This window comes from Microbacterium sp. NPDC079356 (assembly GCF_049545465.1).
GTDB classification, from domain to species: Bacteria; Actinomycetota; Actinomycetes; order Actinomycetales; family Microbacteriaceae; genus Microbacterium; species Microbacterium gawkjiense.
In genome coordinates, this window is sequence record NZ_JBMWDN010000002.1 from 485,781 (window position 1) to 503,470 (window position 17,690).

Genomic DNA, 17,690 nt, shown 5'->3' on the forward strand with positions numbered 1-17,690 from the left:
GACGGATGACGACATTCGACGACCCCGTGCTGCAGGCGATGGCGATGCGGCGGTCGCTCGCGAAGGTCGGGCCGGGCGCGCCCACCGACGACGACCTGCGCGACCTGCTCGCCGCCGTCACCCCCGTCGCCGACCACAAGGCGCTGCGACCCTGGCGTCTCATCACCCTCCGCGGCGACGACCGCGCACGCCTGGGCGAGGCGCTCGACGCCGCCGCCGGAGTGGAACGCGAACCGGGTGACCGCAACGGCAAGCCCTTCCGCGCCGACCTCCTCATCGCCGTCGTCGCGAGCCCGAAGCCGCACCCCGCCGTCCCCGTCTGGGAGCAGCAGGCGACCGCCGCAGGCGCAGCGCACCTGCTCGAGCTCGCGCTCTGGCGCGCGGGGTGGGGCGTCATGTGGCGGACGGGGCTGCTCGTGAACTCCCCCGAGGTCCGCGCGCTGCACGGACTCGCGGACGACGAACTGCTCATGGGGTGGCTCTACGTCGGCAGCATCGACCCCGACCTGCGCGCCCGGATCGACGAAGCGCCGAGGAAACCGCTCGATCCCGAGCCGTTCCTCGGCGCTCTGCCGCGCTGACGTGCGGCGTCAGCCGCGACGCATCGTCGCGGCTGCGGGGCAGTCGAACGGGTCGCGCGCGGCCAGACCCACCCGGTTGAGGTAATCGATGACGATCGCGTACGACCGGCCGAGGCTCGTCTCGGTGTAGGGCACACCCAGCGTCGCGCAGTGCTCGCGAACGATCTCGCGCGCCTTCGACAGAGCGGGGCGGGGCATGTTCGGGAAGAGGTGGTGCTCGACCTGGTAGTTCAGACCGCCCATGAGCCACGTCGCCCACCAGCCGCCGCGGATGTTGCGCGACGTGCGCACCTGCTTGCTGAAGAAGTCGAGCTTGGCGTCGGGGGCGATCACCGGCATCCCCTTGTGGTTCGGGGCGAAGGACGCCCCCATGTAGACGCCGAACACGGCGAGCTGGACGCCGAGGAAGGCGAACGCCATGCCGAGCGGCAGCAGCAGGAACACCGGGACGATCACGACGGCCAGGCGGAGGGCGATCATGCCGATCTCGAGCCAGCGCCCCTTGACGTCCTTCTCGGTGAACAGGTACTTCAGTCCGAGGTAGTGGAGGTTCAGCCCCTCGAGCGTGAGCAGCGGGAAGAAGAGCCACCCCTGACGCTTCGTGATCGCGCGGCGCAGACCGCGGGCCGATGCGGCATCCGTCTCGATGAACGAGATCGTGTCGATCTCGATGTCGGGGTCCTTGCCGACACGGTTCGGGTTGGCGTGGTGACGCGTGTGCTTGCCGGTCCACCAGGCGTAGCTGATGCCGACGACGCCCGCGGCGAGGATGCGGGCGAGACGGTCGTTGCCGGGGCCGGAGCTCAGGATCTGACGGTGCGCGGCCTCGTGGGCGAGGAACGCGACCTGCGTGAAGATGATGCCGAGCGCCCCCGCGATGAGCAGCTGGAACCAGCTGTCGCCGAGAAGGATGAAACCGGTGACGGCTCCGCCGAAGGCGAGAGCCAGCGCGGCGCCGACCATGAGGTAGAAGATCGGCGTGCGGCGCAGCAGCCCCGTCTCGCGGACGATGCGCGAGACGTCGGTGAACGCCTTCGCCATCGGAGGGAACTGCGCTGTTCCGGAATAGGTCTGACGGACGGGACCGAGACGTGACTCGGCGACGGATGAAGCGATGGGGGCACCTGCTCGGAATCGGGTGTCCGCTGCGGCGGAGAGGAAGCAACTGACGGATGCCGATCACTTGAGGGCCACGCTACGGGGAAGGGCATCGCGGTTGCGGCATGCATCGGCGATACCCACGCGACTGCCAGGGGGCGCCCAGGTCCAGCCGCTCAGCTCTCGCCGGAGCGGGCCGACGCCGTCTCGGGGAATCCACGCACCGGCACGATGACGACGTCGTGCATCTTCCAGTCCAGTTCACGGCACTCGGCCTGCGCCTGCTCGATCTCCGCGAGCCGCGGCATCCGCCCCTTCCGCGGCCGGACGAAGGCCTCGACGTGGAAGAACTGACCCTGATCGCGGGTGCGGGTGCGTACCTCGTCGACCCAGCGCAGCGACGACAGGTGGTCATGGATCCGGTCGATGTCGGGATGCGGCTTCGCGTCGTCGAAGGTGGTCGCCCGTGTGTCCATGAGGTCGGTGATCGCGCCCTTCGTGTTCTTCACGCCGTCCCAGAGGATGCTGCCCGAGATGAAGATCGCCGCCGCCGCATCCGCCCACCAGATCCCGAGACCGATGCCACCGACCCCGACGATCGAGCCGACCGCCGTCATCCAGTCCGCCTTGTTCATGTCGGCGTCGGCATAGAGCACCTTGTTGTGCAGCTGCCGCGCGAGCCGCATCTTGACCCGCCCGAACCAGATGGGGAGCGGGATCGTCGCCGCCATGACGGCCATCATGAACCAGCCGAGCCACACAGACTGGCCGACCACCTCGACCGAGCCGATGGGCGGGCGCTCGCCGCGGACGAGGGTCAGCGCGGAGTCGACCAGGAGGAACGATCCCATGGCGAACAACGCCACTCCGGCCACGAGGTGGGCGACCCCGACTGAGCGGAAGTAGCCGTAGGGGTAGCGCGGGTTCGCGGCGCGCGCCATCACCCGCACGGCGATGAGGAAGGCGAGGGGCGGGGCGAGCGAGAGCATGTCCTCGACCCACGCGGCGCTCATCGCCTGCGAACTGCCGGTCACGACGCCGACGACGGGGATCGCGACGGCGAGGAAGGCGATCGTCGCCCACTCCATGCGCACAGCGCTGCGCAGTGCGCGTCGACCGTCGTCGTCCAGGCCGTCCCGGAGCGCGTCGCGCCTCATCCGCGGGCCTCCTCGCGTAGGAACACCTCGAGCTCCATCAGGAACCCGTTCTCGCCCGCTCGCGTCAGCATGACATGTTTCTCGACCTCGCCCGAGGGACTCGTCGTCTCGCGATACACATCCGTGACTGCCGCGTCATCCTTCCACGGCGTCGCGTCGGTGAGTCCGCCCACGACGACATCGAGGCTCCCGGCGTGGAGCGCGTCGACGAGGACCTCTTCGGTGCCCGCGCGCCACTCGACGGCGGCGCCGTGCCGCGCCGCGAACCGCTCGAGGAGCGCGACCTCGCTTCCGGACGCCCGGCCGTCGCCGGTTGAGGTCCACGGCGGGTTCTCGGTCACCCCCGCCCGCAGCACGCCGCTCTCGGCCACACGATCCAGCGTGCCGTCGGTGTCCGCGGGTCGGACCCCGCAGCCCACGAGCCCCAGGGCGACGATGAGGGATGCGGCGACGACCGCCTGCGCTCGACGTGACATCCGAACCTCCTCTGCGTCACCCTAGGAGAGGCGCCCGAACCGCCCTCACCGGGGTTGACAGCCGCGCGGTCGGCAGCACCGGGGAGGAGGTCAGCCGACCGACTGCTCGGCGATCGCCGACGACGACGAGCGGCCGTTGACGTCGAGGTAGAGCTGCCGCTCAGTGACGGACACCGTCACGGCGTTGCGTCGCTCGAGAGCGGATGCCGCATCCTCAAAGAAGTCCTTCTCGAAGCTGTAGAGCGGGATGTCGGCGCCGCGGTGGATGGTCTTGCCCGCCCACGCCTGGGCCAGGCGATTCGGCTCGCGGTGCGTGTACACGGCCACGCGGCCGGCCGCCTTGCTGCCGGTGTGGAGTCGCGCGGCATCCGGAGCCCCCACCTCGATCCACGCCGTCAGGCGTCCCGTCGCGTCGCGGACGAGGACGGCCGGTTCATCCGTCGCGGCGATGCCCTCGCTGAACGCGATGCCCTCCTCGTATTCGAGGGAGTACGCGAGCACACGCAGGAGGACGTTCGCCGCCGTCTCGGACGGGTGCCGCGCGAGGCGGAGCGAGAGTTCCTCGTAGACGCCGCGGTCGACGTCGGCGAGCTGCACGGTGAAGGTGTGCATCGTGGATCCGATGGCCATCCGACGAGCCTAGGCCGGGATGCCCCGCGACGCGGTCACGGGACATAATGGTCGCATCCCGACCGGCGATCCAGAGCGAGGAGCCACGCGCATGCCGTTCCACAGCCAGGAGATGCTCGAGCAGTGGCTCGAGGAGTTCGCCGCGCTGGGTTACTCGATCAGCGAGCGCGTGAAGGTCATTCCCCAGGACGGCGCCGACGGCCGCGACACGGGCCTCATCGCCCTCAACCTGCTCGACTCGATGACCCTGACCTATCTCCAGCCCGAGCCGCTGGGGTCCATTCACTGGGGCATCACGTTCGAGGCGCGCGAGACCGACCTGAAGATGGATGCCGGGCGCACCCTCGAGCTGTCCGCCGAGCTCGCGATGGTGTCCATCCTCTGCACGTTCCTGCAGACGAAGTCGCTCGCAGAGGTCGAGGTCGAAGCCGGCTCGGTCGATCCCGAAGCGCTCGGTCTCTGATGGACGAGAGCCTGCAGTCCGAGCTCCGCGCGCTGCAGGCACGGGCCTACGGCCCGGGCGACGGCCTGGCCGGCGACGACGCCGCGCGCCGGCGGCTGGAAGAGCTCGAAGGCCGTGCGCGGCGGGAGCGGGATCACCCGCCCGTCGTCGACCAAGTGCCCGCATCCGTTCGTGCGACGACGCCGCACCCCGAGGTTCCCCCGCTGCCGCCGGTCTCCCCCGCGGACGCCGCGCGCGCCTTCGTGGCGCCCCCGCGCAAGCCCGAGGGCGCAGCCGACGAGCGTCGGCGTCGACGCCTGAGGGGTCTCACCTGGGTCGGGTCGCTCGCGATGGCGTCGACCCTGGCGGTCGGAGTGACGGCGGCCGTGACGAGCCGTCCGGTGTGGACGGCGGCATCCGTCCCGCCCGGGACCGACATCCGGCACGTCGCGACCCTGACGGAGGATCAGGACCGCGGATGGCCGGACGGATACCTCGGCGGCACCGCCGACGGCGTCGTGTTCGAGCCGATCGGCGAGATCACCCCCGTCGTCGGATCCATGCCGACCGGTACGGGTGTGACCCGGTGCATTCAGTTGCTCCCACCCCAGGCCTGGGAGCCCGCGGGCGAGGAGGGCAGCATCTGGGGCGGATACGGCGGATGCAGCGTCGAGCCGTTCTCCGTCACCGCCACCTTCGTCGTCGGGCCCGAGGCGCCGTCGGCGCTGCGGGAGAGGTTCGCCGAGGGGACGCGCCTGCAGTTCGTGGCCGGCGACGGTGTCATCGAGGTGTTCTCCGCGGACGCGCCGACGGCCGAGGCGACGAGCTGACCGCCTCGGCCGTCCGACGTCGTCAGGCCGCCTGGTAGGTGAGGCAGTCGGCGGACTCGGCTCCGGGTCCGACGCGGACAGCGGATGCCGTGCACTCGAGCGACGAGTTGAAGACGCACTCCGAGCCCTGACAGGCGCCGACGTGGCTGACGACCTTGTCGAGTCCGCCCTTCGTGCCGAGCGGGATGAAGGTCGCGCACTCGGCATCACCGGGGGCGCCGCCGATCGTCACCGCCGCGGCGTGGCAGTGCGAGTGGTCGTTGTAGGAGCAGCCGAGGGCGTTGCACTCGGACACGCGGGGCAGGTCGTCGAGGGTCATGCTCATGGAGGCCTCCAGGGTCGTGGTGGTTCGAGGGTATTCCGCGACCCCCGGAGGTTGGACAGCCTTAGTCGCGAGAAATCTGCCCGATCAGTCGCCCTTTCGAAGTTAGGTGAGCCTCGCCTCTCGGGGTCGTGACTCACGGTCCGCCGAGGCCTACCACAGGCTGTCGACTTCCACATCCGGCACCGCCGAGGAGCGCGGAAATGGTAGATTCCCTGCATTCCGCAGCGCGCGGAAAGCCCGGATCGGACGCGAAACCCGACGCGGGCGACGGGGAACATCGGCGCGAGGTGGTCGGCGCGAGAAAGCGGCGTGCTCGTCCCGACGGAGGGAGAAGGGTACGCATGGCTCTCGCTGCGTTGTCCGCCGACCTTCCGCCCACCCTTCCGCTGTGGCCTCAGCTCGCGCTCAGCCACGTCGAGAGGGCCCTCTCGGAGCCGGACCGACCGCTGCGCCTGGTCCTGATCGGTCCTGCGGGGTCCGACAAGTCGCCGCTGCTCGCGCAGATCGCCGATCGCCTCCCCACCCTCCCCCACACGCGGATCATCGACGACGGCCATCTCCTCGCCGACGACGAGCTGCACGCGCTGACCGCCTCGCTCGACGACCCGCGTACCGGGCTCATCCTCGCCTGTCGGCCGTCGCCGTGGCCGCCGACCCTGACGGCGCTGATCCGACGGATCGAACAGTCGCACCCCGCCCTCGCCCTCGGTCAGGTGGACACCGAGGACGTCCTCCGCGCGCTGTCCGCAGCCGGACGCACGATCGACACCGGCTGCGTCGGCGCGATCGTGCAGATGGCGGCATCCGTCACCTGGCTCGTGAAGGAGGCCCTCTCCGCGCACGGCGACGGCTTCTGCCACGACCACTCCCACGAACGGGTCGCCCGCGCCGTCGGCGAAGTCATCGCCCTGCGGCTGGACACCCTCGACCCCGAGACAGCGCGCATCGTGCGTCTGGCCAGCCTCGCAGGCGACGACCTGCCCCCCACCATCGACGGCGCGGCCACGGAGTCGCTCTCCCGCGGCCACGCCGAGGGACTGTTGCTGCGCGGCGGGCGCCCCGTGCCGATCGTCCGGACGACCGTCGCCCGGACGACCCCCGTCGCCGAGCTCATCGACCTGCTCGACACCGCCCCGCTCTCGCCCCTCGACCCCGAGATCGCCACCTCTCTCGGTGGTCATCTGGACCCGCGATTGGCTCTCGCCCTCCGCGGCCAGGCCGACGAGGCGGCCGGCTACGATCCGCTGCGCGCCACGGAGCTCTACGACGCCGCGCTCGCGGCCGGCGACGACGCGCCGCTCATCGCGATCCGCAAGGCTCGGATGGCCTGGCATCGCGGGGATGTCGACGAGGCCGCATCCCTCGTCGACTCCGTCGTCCGGGGGGCCACCGGGGACGAGGGCGACGAGGCCCTGCGGATCCTCGGCTCGGCGTGGAGCGCCCGCGGTCTGCTCCGCGCCAGCGCCGCGACCTACCGCGCCCAACCGACCACGGACTTCGTCCTGCGCGCGCAGGGGGCGCTCTCGGCCTTCGGCACCGGCGACGCGAAGCCGATGCACGACACGCTCGGCATCGTCGACAGCGGAGTGAGCGGCATCCCGACCACCCTCCACGTCGCCTACGTGAAGCTGCTGCGGGGGCTCGCGGCATCCCTCGCCGCCGCGACGGGCACCGCCTTCAACGAGCTCATCCGGGCCAGCGCGACGTACGGCGATTCGAACGAGCACGGGCCTGTGCCCGAGCTGCCCGCCGTCATCGCGGCGATCGGCGCGATCAACATCGGCGAGCTCGATACGGCCGGCAACCTCCTCGCCGATGCGCTGATGGAGGAGCACGGCGGCCCCTGGGCCCGCTCGCGACTGCTTCTGTGGGCCGCGTGGGTCGCGGTGCACCGGCAGCATCCGGAGGAATCCGCGGCGCGACTCGCCGACGTCGACGCCTCGGCCCTGCCGTTGAGCAGCCGCGAAGTGCTGGTCCGCGACTCGGTCATGCTCGCGCACGTGCGGCGCTACGGGTCGCTCGACGAACTGCGTGCGCTGTGGGAGCGGGTGCGGGACGACGTCCGCCATGTCGAACCCGACCTCTACCTGCTGCACCCGCTGCGCGAGTTCATCGAGACCGCCCCGCTGTTCGACGACTCGGAGCGTGTCCTGCCCGCGATCGAGGCGCTGACGGACATCCTGCGCGGTCTCGGCGACCCGTCGATGTGGTCGACGCCGTTCCACTGGTCGACCTACCATCGGGCGCTGCTCGCACGGGATGCGCACGGACAGGCGCACGCGGCGCGCGCGCTGTCAGCCGCGGCACGCGGCTCCCGTTTCGCCGCCACCCTGTCGGTGGCGGTCGGCGAGTGGTCGCGCAGCGGCGTCGACGACGGCGACATCGATCGCATCGAGCAGGTCGCCTCGCGCCTGGCCGAGGTGGGGCTCGCCTGGGAGGGCGCACGGTTGGCGATCTCGCTCTCCGAGCGTTCCCGCGATCGCCGCGCCGGCACGCGCCTCGCCACCTTCGCCCGCGCGCTGCACCCGAATGCCGGACCGGGGGTCTCGGGCAACGACGTGGCCCTCGGCGACAGCGGGCTGTTGAGCGCCCGGGAGCGCGAGGTCGCCGGCCTGGTGCTCAGCGGCATGACGTATGCCGAGATCGGCGAGGCGATCTTCATCTCACCTCGGACGGCCGAGCACCACATCGCGCGCATTCGCCGCCGACTGGGCGCGACCTCGCGCACCGACCTCATCGCCAAGCTGCAGGCGATCGTCGGCACCGACGACGGCGCAACCGACGCGGGCGGCAGCCGCTGACGAGGACCGCTCGAGAAGAGCGGACCCCCTCCGGCCAGTTCAGTGGGGACTGCGGCGGGAGAGGGTCCGCGAAACCATCCAGGTCGCCGGAGACGCGCAAGTTTGGGGACAGTACGCGTCGAGACCGCTTGGGGAACGGTTCGGCAACCGATGGGGGATGGCTCTCACATGCTAAAGGAAAGCGCACCGCCGGGCCAGGCATGACGCCGGATCTTGAGGTGAACGACGTGGATCAGGCGGCCGGACAACCGATCCGACCCGAGCGCACATCGACGGGAGCGAGAAGCGGCGTGTGCAGAAGCCGTGGCTCCGCGCCGTCCGTCTTCACGTCGGAACCGGCCACGAATCGGAAGGTCAGCACGTCGGATCCTCCCGGCGACAGCTCGACACGATGGGTGACCGAGAGACGACCGTCGTCCTGCGCATCGACGGATGCGACGGGCGCGCCGTCGAGCGTCACACCGCCGGCGAACCAGCCGCGCGGCGTCACCACCGTCACCGTGGGCGCGATGTTTCCCGCCTTCACGCCGTAGGCCCCGCCGCCGGTGACGCTGAGGGGCAGCGACGACGCATCCGCCGCCGCCAGGGTGTTCCCCAGGTCGACCGCCACCTCGACCTCCCGCAGGCCGTCGGCGCGACAGACACCAGAGCGGGTCTCCAGCCCGACGGTCAGGTAGGGCGTGAGCTTGCCTCCGGTGGCATCGTTGAAGTACACGGCGAACGCATCCGGACCGGCCGCGTCGAGGCGGGCGCGCGGACCGGCGAACGCCGTGCCGGCGAGAACCGCCTGCTGCTTCGCGTCGCGGCTCCAGATCGAGATGCGCCCCTCCTCGACGACGCCGGCGAGCGCGGTGACCAGCGTCAGCGGGCGTGCGCGCTCGGTCACCGCCGCGAAGACGGCCCCCGCGGCATCCGCGAAGTACCGGCTCTGCGCGTCCTGATCGAGGGTGCGGTACGGCTCGACGAGCAGCCGGTCGATCGCGTTCGACTGATCGAGCGCACCCGATCGCGTCTCGACGGGGCCGACCGCCTTCAGGATCGCTGCGAGGACGACGGGGTCCATCGACACCACGACATCCGGGGCCGACCCGCCCGACTTCTGCCACCACGCGGCGGCGAGGTTCGCCGTGACACGGAAGTCAGCGGTCATCGACGTGTTCTGCACGTACCGACCGATGCCGTCCCCGAGCGCTCGGACCTCGGCGGCAGGCACGGTGCCGAGCGGCTTGTCGGACGGCGAGAAGTCCGACGAGTCGCGCTGGGCTTCGAGCGAGAGAATGCCGTCCCTCGCCCGGAGCTCGAGGAACGTCCCGGTGATGCCGCCGCCGGTACGCAGTTCGGCGGTGTTCTGGAGGACGATGAGGATGCGACGGTCGCCGTCGGCCCCGAGCATCGCCGGGACCAGCTCGGCAGCCTGCGCGGCTCCGTCCATCGCCGTCCGGAGATCGTCGACGGCATCGGTCACGCGCTCGACGCCGTCGGCGAGCCGGGGGATCAGGGCGGTACGGTCGATGCCCGCCAGATCGCGCGCGATGTCGTCCTGCGTGGCGGCCGCCCGACTCAGCGCCGGGGCGGCCTCGCGCAGGGCTCGGACCGCGGCGGGGGCGTCGGCATCCGTCAGTCGCCGCGCCGTCTCGAACATCGTCGGGGCGACCTCCTCGCCCGTTCGGACGATCGCGGTCGCCGCGCGACGCGCCGCCGAGAGATTCGCACCCACCCCCGGGATCGCCTCGGCGGCGGACCAGACCGGATCGTCGGGGATCGCCGGCGCGATCTCGGCGACGAGTCGGGATGCCGCGCGTTCAGCTCCGTCGATGTCGCCCTCCGCGACGGCCGTCGTGGCGACGGCGGCATCCTCCGTCGCAGCCGTCAGGGCCCGCTGCAGGTCCCAGGCGGATCGCCCGACATGGACGACGGCGACCACGGTGCCGAGGAGGAGGAGAGCGCCGGCGACCCAGAGGAGTCGACGGCGCCTCGTCACGACTCGACCCGGCGGCGGCGCGCGATCAGGAAGAGCCCTCCGGCGACGGCGGCGGCGCCACCGACGGCGGCCGCGATGGGCCACTGCCCGCCCGTGAACGCCAGCGTTCCGGGAGTGCCGTTCGAGGCGACCCCCGTCGGCGTGGCGCACGTGTCGGAGTAGCCCGGGTAGGCCAGCGGCACGGCGATGCTCTCGTCGCCGACGCGCAGCTCGGCAGTCACGGCCCCCGTGGTCCACGCGGCTGCGTCGTCGCGCGGGGTCCACTGATCGCCGGAGCGCACCCAGCCGGGAAGGGCCTCGACGGTGCCGTCGCCGTCGACCTCGACGCCCGGCCAGAGCACGGTGCCGTGCCCTTCACCGGCGTCGTCCACCGTGAGCGGCACCGAGAGCTGGTGACCGTCCCCGGAGATGACGAGCTCGGCGGACGGCGCCGACGCGGTACGTGCAGCCGCCGATGCATCCACACGGACGATCGAGTAGTCGATCGCCGGTGCCTGGTGGACGCACAGCGACTGCACGACCGACCCGTTCAGTCCCGACTCGTCGGGAGTGTTCGGGACGTACGACCCGTCGGCCGCGAATGCCGGTGCCGAGCCGGCACCGACGATGACGGCGCCCACGATCGCGGCACGCCAAAGTTCCCCCCACATGTCTGCCTCCCCAAAGGCGACGAGGCGGCGCCTCGGATGGGCGCTCGCTCGTTCTTCAGTCGCCACGTTACCGCCGGTGCCGCCGGCGGACCTCCCGTGTTCTGCCCCGCAACCCCCTAATCCTCCTCCCTACTTGTCCCCCATCTGGGGGACAGGAGATTAGGTTCGTCCCCCTATTGGTGGACACCGTCGTCACCTGTAGCGTCTCCGATATCGCCGCCGCAGAGGCTTTGGGGAGTCGACACGGCACATGGCGGCCGCAGAAGGAGTGGGGGCGAGCTTGGGGGCCGTACCCATATCTGCCTGGGCTCTTCGTACGTCTTCGTTCGCGCATCGAACTCGTGCGAAGAGCCCTTACTCCGCACACCGTATGGGGCGGTGGGCGGGGTTTTCTGGGGGAAGAGAAAGAGGGTGCGCCGAGGGGTCGGTGCATCGAGCGGTGTCGCTGGGGGGCGGCGCCGCACACGGGGAATCGCGGATCGGATCCGCACATCGGGGGACGCGAGCCACACTTGCGTCGATGTTTTTCGGGGGATGGAACGTTCATGGGGACAGAACGGAACAGGGGTGCGCGTCTGCGTGACGCGCTCGTCGATCCGACGAGACCATCGGTGCGCGAGGCACTCCGGGGCCCGCGTGATCGCCGCCGGAGCCGTGGCCGCACCACGGTCTCCGGCGGCATCACCCCGACCGCGAGGGCGGTCCGCTGATGCACATGCGCCTTGTTGCGCCCACGCCGCACTCCGCAGCCGTCGCTGAGCGCCGCACCCCGTCGCCGGCATCGCCCGTCGCCCCGTACCCTGCTGAGGGTCTGCGCGAGCGCTCGACGCCCGGCGGTCTGACGCCCGGCGCCATCCTGGAGCATGCCGACGCGGCACACTGGCGCGTCGCCGTCGTCGGCGGCTCACCCGCCCAGCGCGAGGAGCTCCACCGGCGCATGGTCGCCGACCGACCCGGCGTGGCCCTCATCGGCCACTGGACGCCGGTGCACCCCGCGATCCGGTCGCGGGAGACCTCCCTCGACATCGCCGAACAGATCCGGCACGCCGAGGCCGACCTCGTGGTCGTCTGCCTGCAGACGCACCGGCAGACGGACTGGATCGGCACCTACGGCGAACTGACGGGCGCACGCGCCCTGATTGCTGTGGACGCACTCGGCGATCTTCTGACCGATCGAGTCCCGCGCATCCTCGCCGACGGCGCGCGCGGACGACTCGACAAAGTGTGGCGGCTCGCGCTCGAGCCGAAGCGATGGGCGAAGCGGTACCTCGTCGAGGGACCCCCGGCCTCCCAGGCCGTCCGCCGATCCTCGGCTCCTCATGATGCGTGAACCGTCACCCGCACGCGGGCACGGCCGGACCTCCCCCCCGTCCGTCCGTGCCCGCCTGGTGGATCAGCCGGCGCGGCCCGAGCGCCGGCTCTTCCACGACCGCTCTGCCGCCTGGGCGCGCCACGGACCGTCAGCCCGCGACGCACCGCGGCGCCCGGCGCTGAGCGGGATGCCCCAGCTCAGCGACCGCAGCGCGCAGCGCCTCGCTCAGCGACGGCAGCGCCTCGCTCAGCGACCCGAGCGCGTCACCGTCTGCGCGTTCGCGAGCGCGGGTGCGCCCGGGTCGCGCAGGATCGCCACGATCTGATCCTGTTGCGCCGCCGTGAGCGTGCGCGAGACGGGCAGGGCGAGCGTGCGATCGGCGAACCGCTCCGACCCGGGAAGCCCGTCGGGAGGTGTCAGCGCACGGTACGGCGCGTGGCGGTGGATCGCCGAGCCGCCCCGTCGCACGGCGATGCCGGCGGCGGCGAGCGCGGCGAGCAGTCCGTCGCGGTCGACCGGATACGCGTCCTCGACCTCGACCCAGAACGATCCGACGTTGCCCGTTCCCCACGCGGGGTCCGCCGCGAGATGCAGCCCCCGCACGTCCCGGAGGCCGTCGCGGTACCGGTCGGCGATCTGCCGACGGCGGCGCACGATCTCGGGTAGGCGACCGAGCTGGACGATCCCCACGGCGGCCTGCAGGTCGGTCAGGCGCGAGTCCCCACCCACCTCCCGGTACTCCTCCGCGGGCGGCACCGAGCCGGGACGCGGATCGGCGGACGGGGTGATCATGCCGTGCTCGCGCAGCCGCCGCGCCCGCGCCGCCCAGGCAGCGTGCGTCGTGGTGAGCATGCCGCCGTCACCCGTCGTCAGGATCGCGCGGCCGTCGAACGACCAGGTGGCGATCTCGGCCGCGGCACCGACGGGGCGGCCGTGACAGGTCGAGCCCACACCGCCGGCGGTGTCCTCGATGACGACGATCCCGAGCGGGTCCGTGACGTCGCGGATGCTCTGCAGGTCGACGGGAGAGCCCCCGTGGTCCGCGACGATGACCGCGGTCGTCGTCGGGGTGAGGGCACGCTCGACCGTGGCAGCGGTCGCGGTCCCGGTGACCGGATCGACGTCGGCGAACACCGGTGTCGCCCCCACCGAGCGCACGGCGTTCGCGGTGGCGATGAATGCCAACGACGGGACGACGACGTCCTCGCCGGGCCGCACCCCTGCGACGAGCAGGGCGAGATGCAGGGCGTCGGTGCCGTTGGCGGTCGCAACGGCGTAGTTCGCGTCGACGAGACCGGCGAAGTCCTGCTCGAAGCGCGCCACCCTCGGGCCCTGCCCCACCCAGCCGCTCGCGATGACCTCGGCGACCGCGTTCAGCTCGGCCTGGCCCAGCCAGGGGGCGTCGACGCCGATCTCCCACTCAGCCATGGTGGGCCCGCCCGTGGCGGCGCGACCGGCTCATGCCGCCACCACGGCAGAGGAGCGGGCGTGCGGGATCGGATGCGGCGCACCGAAGGCCGCCAGGCTGCCCGCGGCGGCGTCGAGGATCGACAGCACCCGAAGCCCGGACGCGCCACTCGTGCGCGAGGCGCGCTTCTCACGGATCGCGGCGGCGAACTCGCTCACGACGAGCGTGAGCGCCTCCCGCTCCTCGAGCGCCGGCGCGCGGGTCGCGCCCGCCCGGTACGGGATGCTGACCTCCCGTCGCTCCTTCGCGGTCGCGCGCGAGATCGATGCGACGTCCGCGCCGCGGTCGTACATGGTGAGCCGCTGCTGCGTGTTCAGGCCGTCCCACACCAGGGTGTGGCGGGTGCCCCCGATCACCATGCGGCGCGTACGGGTCGGGCTCAGCCAATTGACGTGCACGTGCGCCATCGCCCCGCCCGCGAGCGGCATCGCGAGGTGGCCGATGCACGACTTGCCGGTGTTCAACGGGTCGGATCCGTGCGCCGACACCGAGGTCGCCCGCAGGCCACCCGGCAGCACGAAGTCCATGATCGACAGGTCGTGCGGAGCGAGGTCGCGGAAGACGTCCACGTCGGGCTGGACCAGACCGAAGTTGATGCGCACGCTGTCGATGAACAGGATGTCGCCGAGCTCGCCGCTCGCGATCAGCTCACGCATCTTCATCACCGCGGGCGTGTAGCAGGACGTGTGGTCGGCCATCAGCACGAGGCCGCGTTCGGATGCCCGCCCGACCATCTCCTCGCCGCGCTGCTGGGTGTCGGCGAGCGGCTTCTCGACCAGCACGTGCTTGCCGGCCTCGAGCGCGGCCATCGCGATCTCGTGATGGGTCGATGCGGGCGTCGCGATCGCGATGGCGTCGATCTGCGGGTCGGCCAGCACGGAATCGAGCTCGGGGACGACCCGGGCACCGCCCACGGCGTCCGCGGCGCGGCGCGCTCGGTCGATGTCGATGTCGCAGATGGCGGCGAGGCTCCACTCACGGCTGGCACGCAGCGTGCGCGCCAGGGTCGGCCCCCAATATCCCGCGCCGATCACGGCGACATTCAGTCGTCTCTTCACTTCGTCCCCCGGATTCCCCCCACGGATCACGCTCCCCACGAGCGCCCCCCGACGGCTGTCGCCGCCCACCGGTGGGGGCGATCGCCGCCGCACCGGTGTCGTCTCGCGGCGACCCTCCGAGGGCCGTCCGCGATGTCATGTACCCGCACTGCGGTCGCCGAGCGAGCGCAGAGCTGCGGAAGTGTTTCGGAGCGCTCCGTCAGTCGGATGGCGACGCGCGGCGCTCGCAGGACCGGGGCGGCGTACGGCGTCCGGACGGCCGTGGCGCGGCGCGGTCGCGCGGTGGTCGCACGCGCGTCGATGCGCGTCGGACCCGTCCGGTGTACGCCGAGTGTCCCCGCAGTCCCCATGCTCTCCCCCACAACGCCCACACCCCGAGCAAGAGGTGCGGACGGTAGACCGGCGCCGTCGACGATCCCACTCGTCGCCGTTGTGCTCGCCTCCCCAGGCGGGCACGACCGGTGTCCCCGCGGCTATGAAACCAGACGGGGGCGGCGGGCACAAGGCGACCCGCTCTGTGAATCCCGTGGGTGTTCAGCCCCACCCGCCGAGGTAGGCGGCGACATCGGGCTCGCCGACCAGCGCGCGCACCGCGTCCGTGGTCTCCGTCGTGCGGGGGAACAGGTCGTCCCGCTGCCAGCGTGCCTCGCGCGCCGCGGCCCGGAGGGAACGGATGCGGAGGAGCACCGCGCCGTCCTCACCGGTGAGGCTCGCGACGCCGAGGCCCTCCTGGGCGACCCGCTCCACGACCGCGTGAAGGCCCGCGCCCGCGCGGACCGGTCGCACGATCTCGAGGTGCAGCCGCACCCGATCGAGCACGCCGCGCCCTGCGGCCAGGTCCGCGGCGTCGACGGCGGCGGATCCGGGCACCGCCGCCACGACGGAGTCGACGCTCACGAACGCGGCGGCTTCCGAGGCGCCCTCCGGCGCGGTCACGGCGATGTCGACCCGCGTGGTCGGCAGCCCGCGGGGTCGCGAGCCCGGCACCGGGATCAGCTCCGACAGCAGCATCGCCTCGGCGTTCCGGTCCGCCTGGCCCGCCCCCTCGCGCGCACCCGCATCCGGACCGTCGTGCCACGCCACCGCGGACGGCACGTGCGCGAGCACCGCTCCCCGCAGCCACGCGCGGTATGTCCACTCCCAGTCCTCCCCGCCGTAGGCCCGGAATGACTCGTCGAAGCCGCCGGCGGCCGCGAACATCGTCCGCGAGCACGCGAGCACGGCGCCGATCGTATGCCGGTAGCTGCGGTCGTCGGCGTCGAGCAGATCGCGCGACCACCGGTAGGCGTCGGCGAGCCATGCGGGCTCGGGGAGCTCCCGCCCCGCGACGACCCCGCGCACGTCGGCGACGGCGGGAGCGTTCGCGAGGTCGGCGTGGCGCCGTCGCCCGACCGCGACGACGTCCGGGGCGAGCCCCGGCATCCGCGTCAGCTCACGGATGAAGCCCGGCTCGGGGACCGTGTCGGCGTCGAGGAAGACGAGCACCTCCCCCGTCGCGTGCGCCGCGCCGAGGTTGCGCACCGCGGCGAGGCGGAATCCCTCGTCGGCCTGCCGGACGAGCCGGACGCCCGCCGGCACCCGCGGCGGCACGGCCGAGCCGTCGTCCGCGACGATCACCTCGAGGCGGTCGCGGGGGTGGTCCTGGCCGGCGAGGGCTGCGAGGCACCGCGCCAGCTGCGCGGGCTGCTCGTAGTGCGCGACGACGACCGAGACGGTGGGTGTCGCCTCCCGTCCGTCCAGCAGGTCCCAGCGGTTGCCCGGCAGGCCGATGCCCTCCGGCATCAGGCCGCCCACCAGGCGAGGTACGACGCGGCGACGTCGTCGAGCGTCGGCGCGAGCGAGGCACCGGGAGCCAGCCGCGTCGACGTCGGATCGAGCCAGGCGTCCACGACGCGGGCGGCGAGCTCGTCGGGGGCGTAGCGGGCGAGCGTGCCGGGGCGGAGCGCATCCATCTCGGCGGCGTAGCGCGAGTCGACGACCAGCGGGCGGCGGCCCGCCTCGACCCAGTCCAGCATCGACCGCGAGGCCGACACGTGCTCGTGCGCCGCGAGGGGGATGCCGGGGGCGAGCAGCTCGGCGGCGAAGGCGTCGTCGCCCAGGAATCCGGTGACCTCGAACGCGACGCCGAGCTCGGCGGCATCCGCCCGCAACCGGACGACGTCCTCCTCGTGGCCGCGCGACGGCGCGCCGATCGCGCGCACCGCGACGTCGCTGACCTCCTCGCCCCGGCGGCGGAGCTCGTCGGCGGCCCGGGCCGCCGCGACCACGGCGGGACGGTGGCCCTTTCCGGGGTAGACGAAGCCGGCGATGAGGACGCGCAGGTCGCGCGTCGCCTCGCCGGGGTGCGACGGCGGGATGCCGGTGCGCGCCCCGAGCGCGATCGCCTCGGCACGGGCGGCGCCGGGCAGGAACTCGTCCATGAGCAGTTGCTCGTGACGACTGTTGACGGCGACCCGGGCGGACGCGGCGACCATCCGCGCGTAGGCGGCGCGGCGGCGCTCGAACATCGTGCCGTCGGAGGGCTGCGGCACGTCGTGGAGCGTGAGGGTCAGCCGCACCCGCTCGGCCCAGCGTTCGACGACGTCGGCGGCGTCCTCGGGTGTCCTGCCGAAGAGGCGGTCGGTGGCGTGGAGATGCACGCGCGCACCCGCGTCGAGCACGGCGAGCGCCCGGTCGCCGGCGGCGACGTCCGCGACGCGCACCGTCCGCGCGCCGGGACGGAGGGCCCCGACGGCGCGGGCGACATCGTCGCCGTACCGCGTGACACCGTGCCCCTCCGGACCGAGGACGAGCAGGAGCGGAGGCGCGGAGATCACCCGGCATGGTTATCCGCCCGGGGGAGCGAGGTCAAGCCCTCTCGATCCGACGCCTGACGCGCCTA

Annotated in this window: 16 protein-coding genes; 5 read left to right on the plus strand and 11 right to left on the minus strand. The window is 72.4% G+C overall.

Annotated features, from left to right (window positions below):
- Positions 1-5 precede the first annotated feature (5 nt).
- Positions 6-581 (plus strand): nitroreductase family protein, encoded by a 576-nt coding sequence (locus ACPEH0_RS07140; RefSeq protein ID WP_366213662.1) that lies wholly within the window; start codon positions 6-8, stop codon positions 579-581.
- Positions 582-590: 9 nt separating this feature from the next.
- On the opposite strand, the gene ACPEH0_RS07145 is transcribed toward ACPEH0_RS07140, so the two are convergent.
- From ACPEH0_RS07145 to ACPEH0_RS07160, 4 genes are all read right to left on the minus strand, one after another.
- Positions 591-1,697, minus strand: a complete 1,107-nt coding sequence (locus ACPEH0_RS07145) for a fatty acid desaturase family protein (RefSeq protein WP_366213959.1) — start codon at positions 1,695-1,697, stop codon at positions 591-593.
- A 158-nt stretch (positions 1,698-1,855) separates the two neighbouring features.
- Positions 1,856-2,836 (minus strand): cation transporter, encoded by a 981-nt coding sequence (locus tag ACPEH0_RS07150; RefSeq protein ID WP_366213661.1) that lies wholly within the window; start codon positions 2,834-2,836, stop codon positions 1,856-1,858.
- The gene (locus ACPEH0_RS07155; RefSeq protein WP_366213660.1) at positions 2,833-3,312 is read right to left on the minus strand and encodes a transporter substrate-binding domain-containing protein; all 480 of its coding nucleotides are present in this window, start codon (positions 3,310-3,312) and stop codon (positions 2,833-2,835) included. The genes ACPEH0_RS07150 and ACPEH0_RS07155 overlap by 4 nt, the downstream gene beginning before the upstream one ends.
- Before the next feature lie 90 nt (positions 3,313-3,402).
- Entirely contained in the window at positions 3,403-3,942 is a 540-nt protein-coding gene (locus ACPEH0_RS07160) for a YaeQ family protein (protein WP_359920938.1), read from the minus strand.
- A 91-nt stretch (positions 3,943-4,033) separates the two neighbouring features.
- On the opposite strand from ACPEH0_RS07160, the gene ACPEH0_RS07165 reads away from it, so the two are divergent.
- Positions 4,034-4,405, plus strand: a complete 372-nt coding sequence (locus ACPEH0_RS07165; protein ID WP_064003690.1) for a hypothetical protein — start codon at positions 4,034-4,036, stop codon at positions 4,403-4,405.
- On the plus strand, positions 4,405-5,214 hold the full coding sequence (locus ACPEH0_RS07170) for a hypothetical protein (protein WP_366213659.1): 810 nt from the start codon (positions 4,405-4,407) through the stop codon (positions 5,212-5,214). The genes ACPEH0_RS07165 and ACPEH0_RS07170 overlap by 1 nt, the downstream gene beginning before the upstream one ends.
- 22 nt (positions 5,215-5,236) lie before the next feature.
- On the opposite strand, the gene ACPEH0_RS07175 is transcribed toward ACPEH0_RS07170, so the two are convergent.
- Positions 5,237-5,539 carry a DUF1540 domain-containing protein gene (locus ACPEH0_RS07175; protein WP_366213658.1) on the minus strand — a complete coding sequence of 101 codons (303 nt, stop codon included), beginning with the start codon at positions 5,537-5,539 and terminating at the stop codon, positions 5,237-5,239.
- Between the two features lie 341 nt (positions 5,540-5,880).
- Here ACPEH0_RS07175 and ACPEH0_RS07180 point away from each other — a divergent pair, with 341 nt between their 5' ends.
- Positions 5,881-8,340 (plus strand): helix-turn-helix transcriptional regulator, encoded by a 2,460-nt coding sequence (locus ACPEH0_RS07180; RefSeq protein ID WP_366213657.1) that lies wholly within the window; start codon positions 5,881-5,883, stop codon positions 8,338-8,340.
- A gap of 232 nt (positions 8,341-8,572) precedes the next feature.
- Here ACPEH0_RS07180 and ACPEH0_RS07185 read toward each other — a convergent pair whose 3' ends face one another.
- Both ACPEH0_RS07185 and ACPEH0_RS07190 read right to left on the minus strand, forming a co-directional pair.
- The gene (locus tag ACPEH0_RS07185) at positions 8,573-10,321 is read right to left on the minus strand and encodes a DUF4012 domain-containing protein (protein WP_366213656.1); all 1,749 of its coding nucleotides are present in this window, start codon (positions 10,319-10,321) and stop codon (positions 8,573-8,575) included.
- Complete coding sequence (locus ACPEH0_RS07190) at positions 10,318-10,971, minus strand: LPXTG cell wall anchor domain-containing protein (RefSeq protein WP_366213654.1); 654 nt, start codon at positions 10,969-10,971, stop codon at positions 10,318-10,320. Before ACPEH0_RS07190 ends, ACPEH0_RS07185 begins: the two co-directional genes overlap by 4 nt.
- A gap of 715 nt (positions 10,972-11,686) precedes the next feature.
- On the opposite strand from ACPEH0_RS07190, the gene ACPEH0_RS07195 reads away from it, so the two are divergent.
- Positions 11,687-12,301, plus strand: a complete 615-nt coding sequence (locus tag ACPEH0_RS07195) for a WecB/TagA/CpsF family glycosyltransferase (RefSeq protein ID WP_366213652.1) — start codon at positions 11,687-11,689, stop codon at positions 12,299-12,301.
- Positions 12,302-12,529: 228 nt separating this feature from the next.
- Here ACPEH0_RS07195 and ACPEH0_RS07200 read toward each other — a convergent pair whose 3' ends face one another.
- The 4 genes from ACPEH0_RS07200 to ACPEH0_RS07215 all read right to left on the minus strand — a co-directional run bounded on the left by ACPEH0_RS07200 (position 12,530) and on the right by ACPEH0_RS07215 (position 17,625).
- Complete coding sequence (locus tag ACPEH0_RS07200) at positions 12,530-13,711, minus strand: DegT/DnrJ/EryC1/StrS family aminotransferase (protein ID WP_366213650.1); 1,182 nt, start codon at positions 13,709-13,711, stop codon at positions 12,530-12,532.
- 30 nt (positions 13,712-13,741) lie between these two features.
- Positions 13,742-14,809 carry a Gfo/Idh/MocA family protein gene (locus ACPEH0_RS07205; protein ID WP_217529683.1) on the minus strand — a complete coding sequence of 356 codons (1,068 nt, stop codon included), beginning with the start codon at positions 14,807-14,809 and terminating at the stop codon, positions 13,742-13,744.
- 534 nt (positions 14,810-15,343) lie between these two features.
- Positions 15,344-16,591 (minus strand): glycosyltransferase family 2 protein, encoded by a 1,248-nt coding sequence (locus ACPEH0_RS07210; protein ID WP_366213647.1) that lies wholly within the window; start codon positions 16,589-16,591, stop codon positions 15,344-15,346.
- On the minus strand, positions 16,591-17,625 hold the full coding sequence (locus tag ACPEH0_RS07215; protein WP_366213646.1) for a hypothetical protein: 1,035 nt from the start codon (positions 17,623-17,625) through the stop codon (positions 16,591-16,593). Before ACPEH0_RS07215 ends, ACPEH0_RS07210 begins: the two co-directional genes overlap by 1 nt.
- Positions 17,626-17,690: the final 65 nt, after the last annotated feature.

What these genes read in the sequence shown, in the direction of transcription:
- ACPEH0_RS07140 (WP_366213662.1), top strand. Translation starts at nt 6, where the DNA reads ATGACGACATTCGACGACCCCGTGCTGCAGGCGATGGCGATGCGGCGG.
- ACPEH0_RS07150 (WP_366213661.1), bottom strand. Translation starts at nt 2,836, where the DNA reads ATGAGGCGCGACGCGCTCCGGGACGGCCTGGACGACGACGGTCGACGC.
- ACPEH0_RS07155 (WP_366213660.1), bottom strand. Translation starts at nt 3,312, where the DNA reads ATGTCACGTCGAGCGCAGGCGGTCGTCGCCGCATCCCTCATCGTCGCC.
- ACPEH0_RS07160 (WP_359920938.1), bottom strand. Translation starts at nt 3,942, where the DNA reads ATGGCCATCGGATCCACGATGCACACCTTCACCGTGCAGCTCGCCGAC.
- ACPEH0_RS07165 (WP_064003690.1), top strand. Translation starts at nt 4,034, where the DNA reads ATGCCGTTCCACAGCCAGGAGATGCTCGAGCAGTGGCTCGAGGAGTTC.
- ACPEH0_RS07170 (WP_366213659.1), top strand. Translation starts at nt 4,405, where the DNA reads ATGGACGAGAGCCTGCAGTCCGAGCTCCGCGCGCTGCAGGCACGGGCC.
- ACPEH0_RS07175 (WP_366213658.1), bottom strand. Translation starts at nt 5,539, where the DNA reads ATGAGCATGACCCTCGACGACCTGCCCCGCGTGTCCGAGTGCAACGCC.
- ACPEH0_RS07180 (WP_366213657.1), top strand. Translation starts at nt 5,881, where the DNA reads ATGGCTCTCGCTGCGTTGTCCGCCGACCTTCCGCCCACCCTTCCGCTG.
- ACPEH0_RS07190 (WP_366213654.1), bottom strand. Translation starts at nt 10,971, where the DNA reads ATGTGGGGGGAACTTTGGCGTGCCGCGATCGTGGGCGCCGTCATCGTC.
- ACPEH0_RS07195 (WP_366213652.1), top strand. Translation starts at nt 11,687, where the DNA reads ATGCGCCTTGTTGCGCCCACGCCGCACTCCGCAGCCGTCGCTGAGCGC.
- ACPEH0_RS07200 (WP_366213650.1), bottom strand. Translation starts at nt 13,711, where the DNA reads ATGGCTGAGTGGGAGATCGGCGTCGACGCCCCCTGGCTGGGCCAGGCC.
- ACPEH0_RS07210 (WP_366213647.1), bottom strand. Translation starts at nt 16,591, where the DNA reads ATGCCGGAGGGCATCGGCCTGCCGGGCAACCGCTGGGACCTGCTGGAC.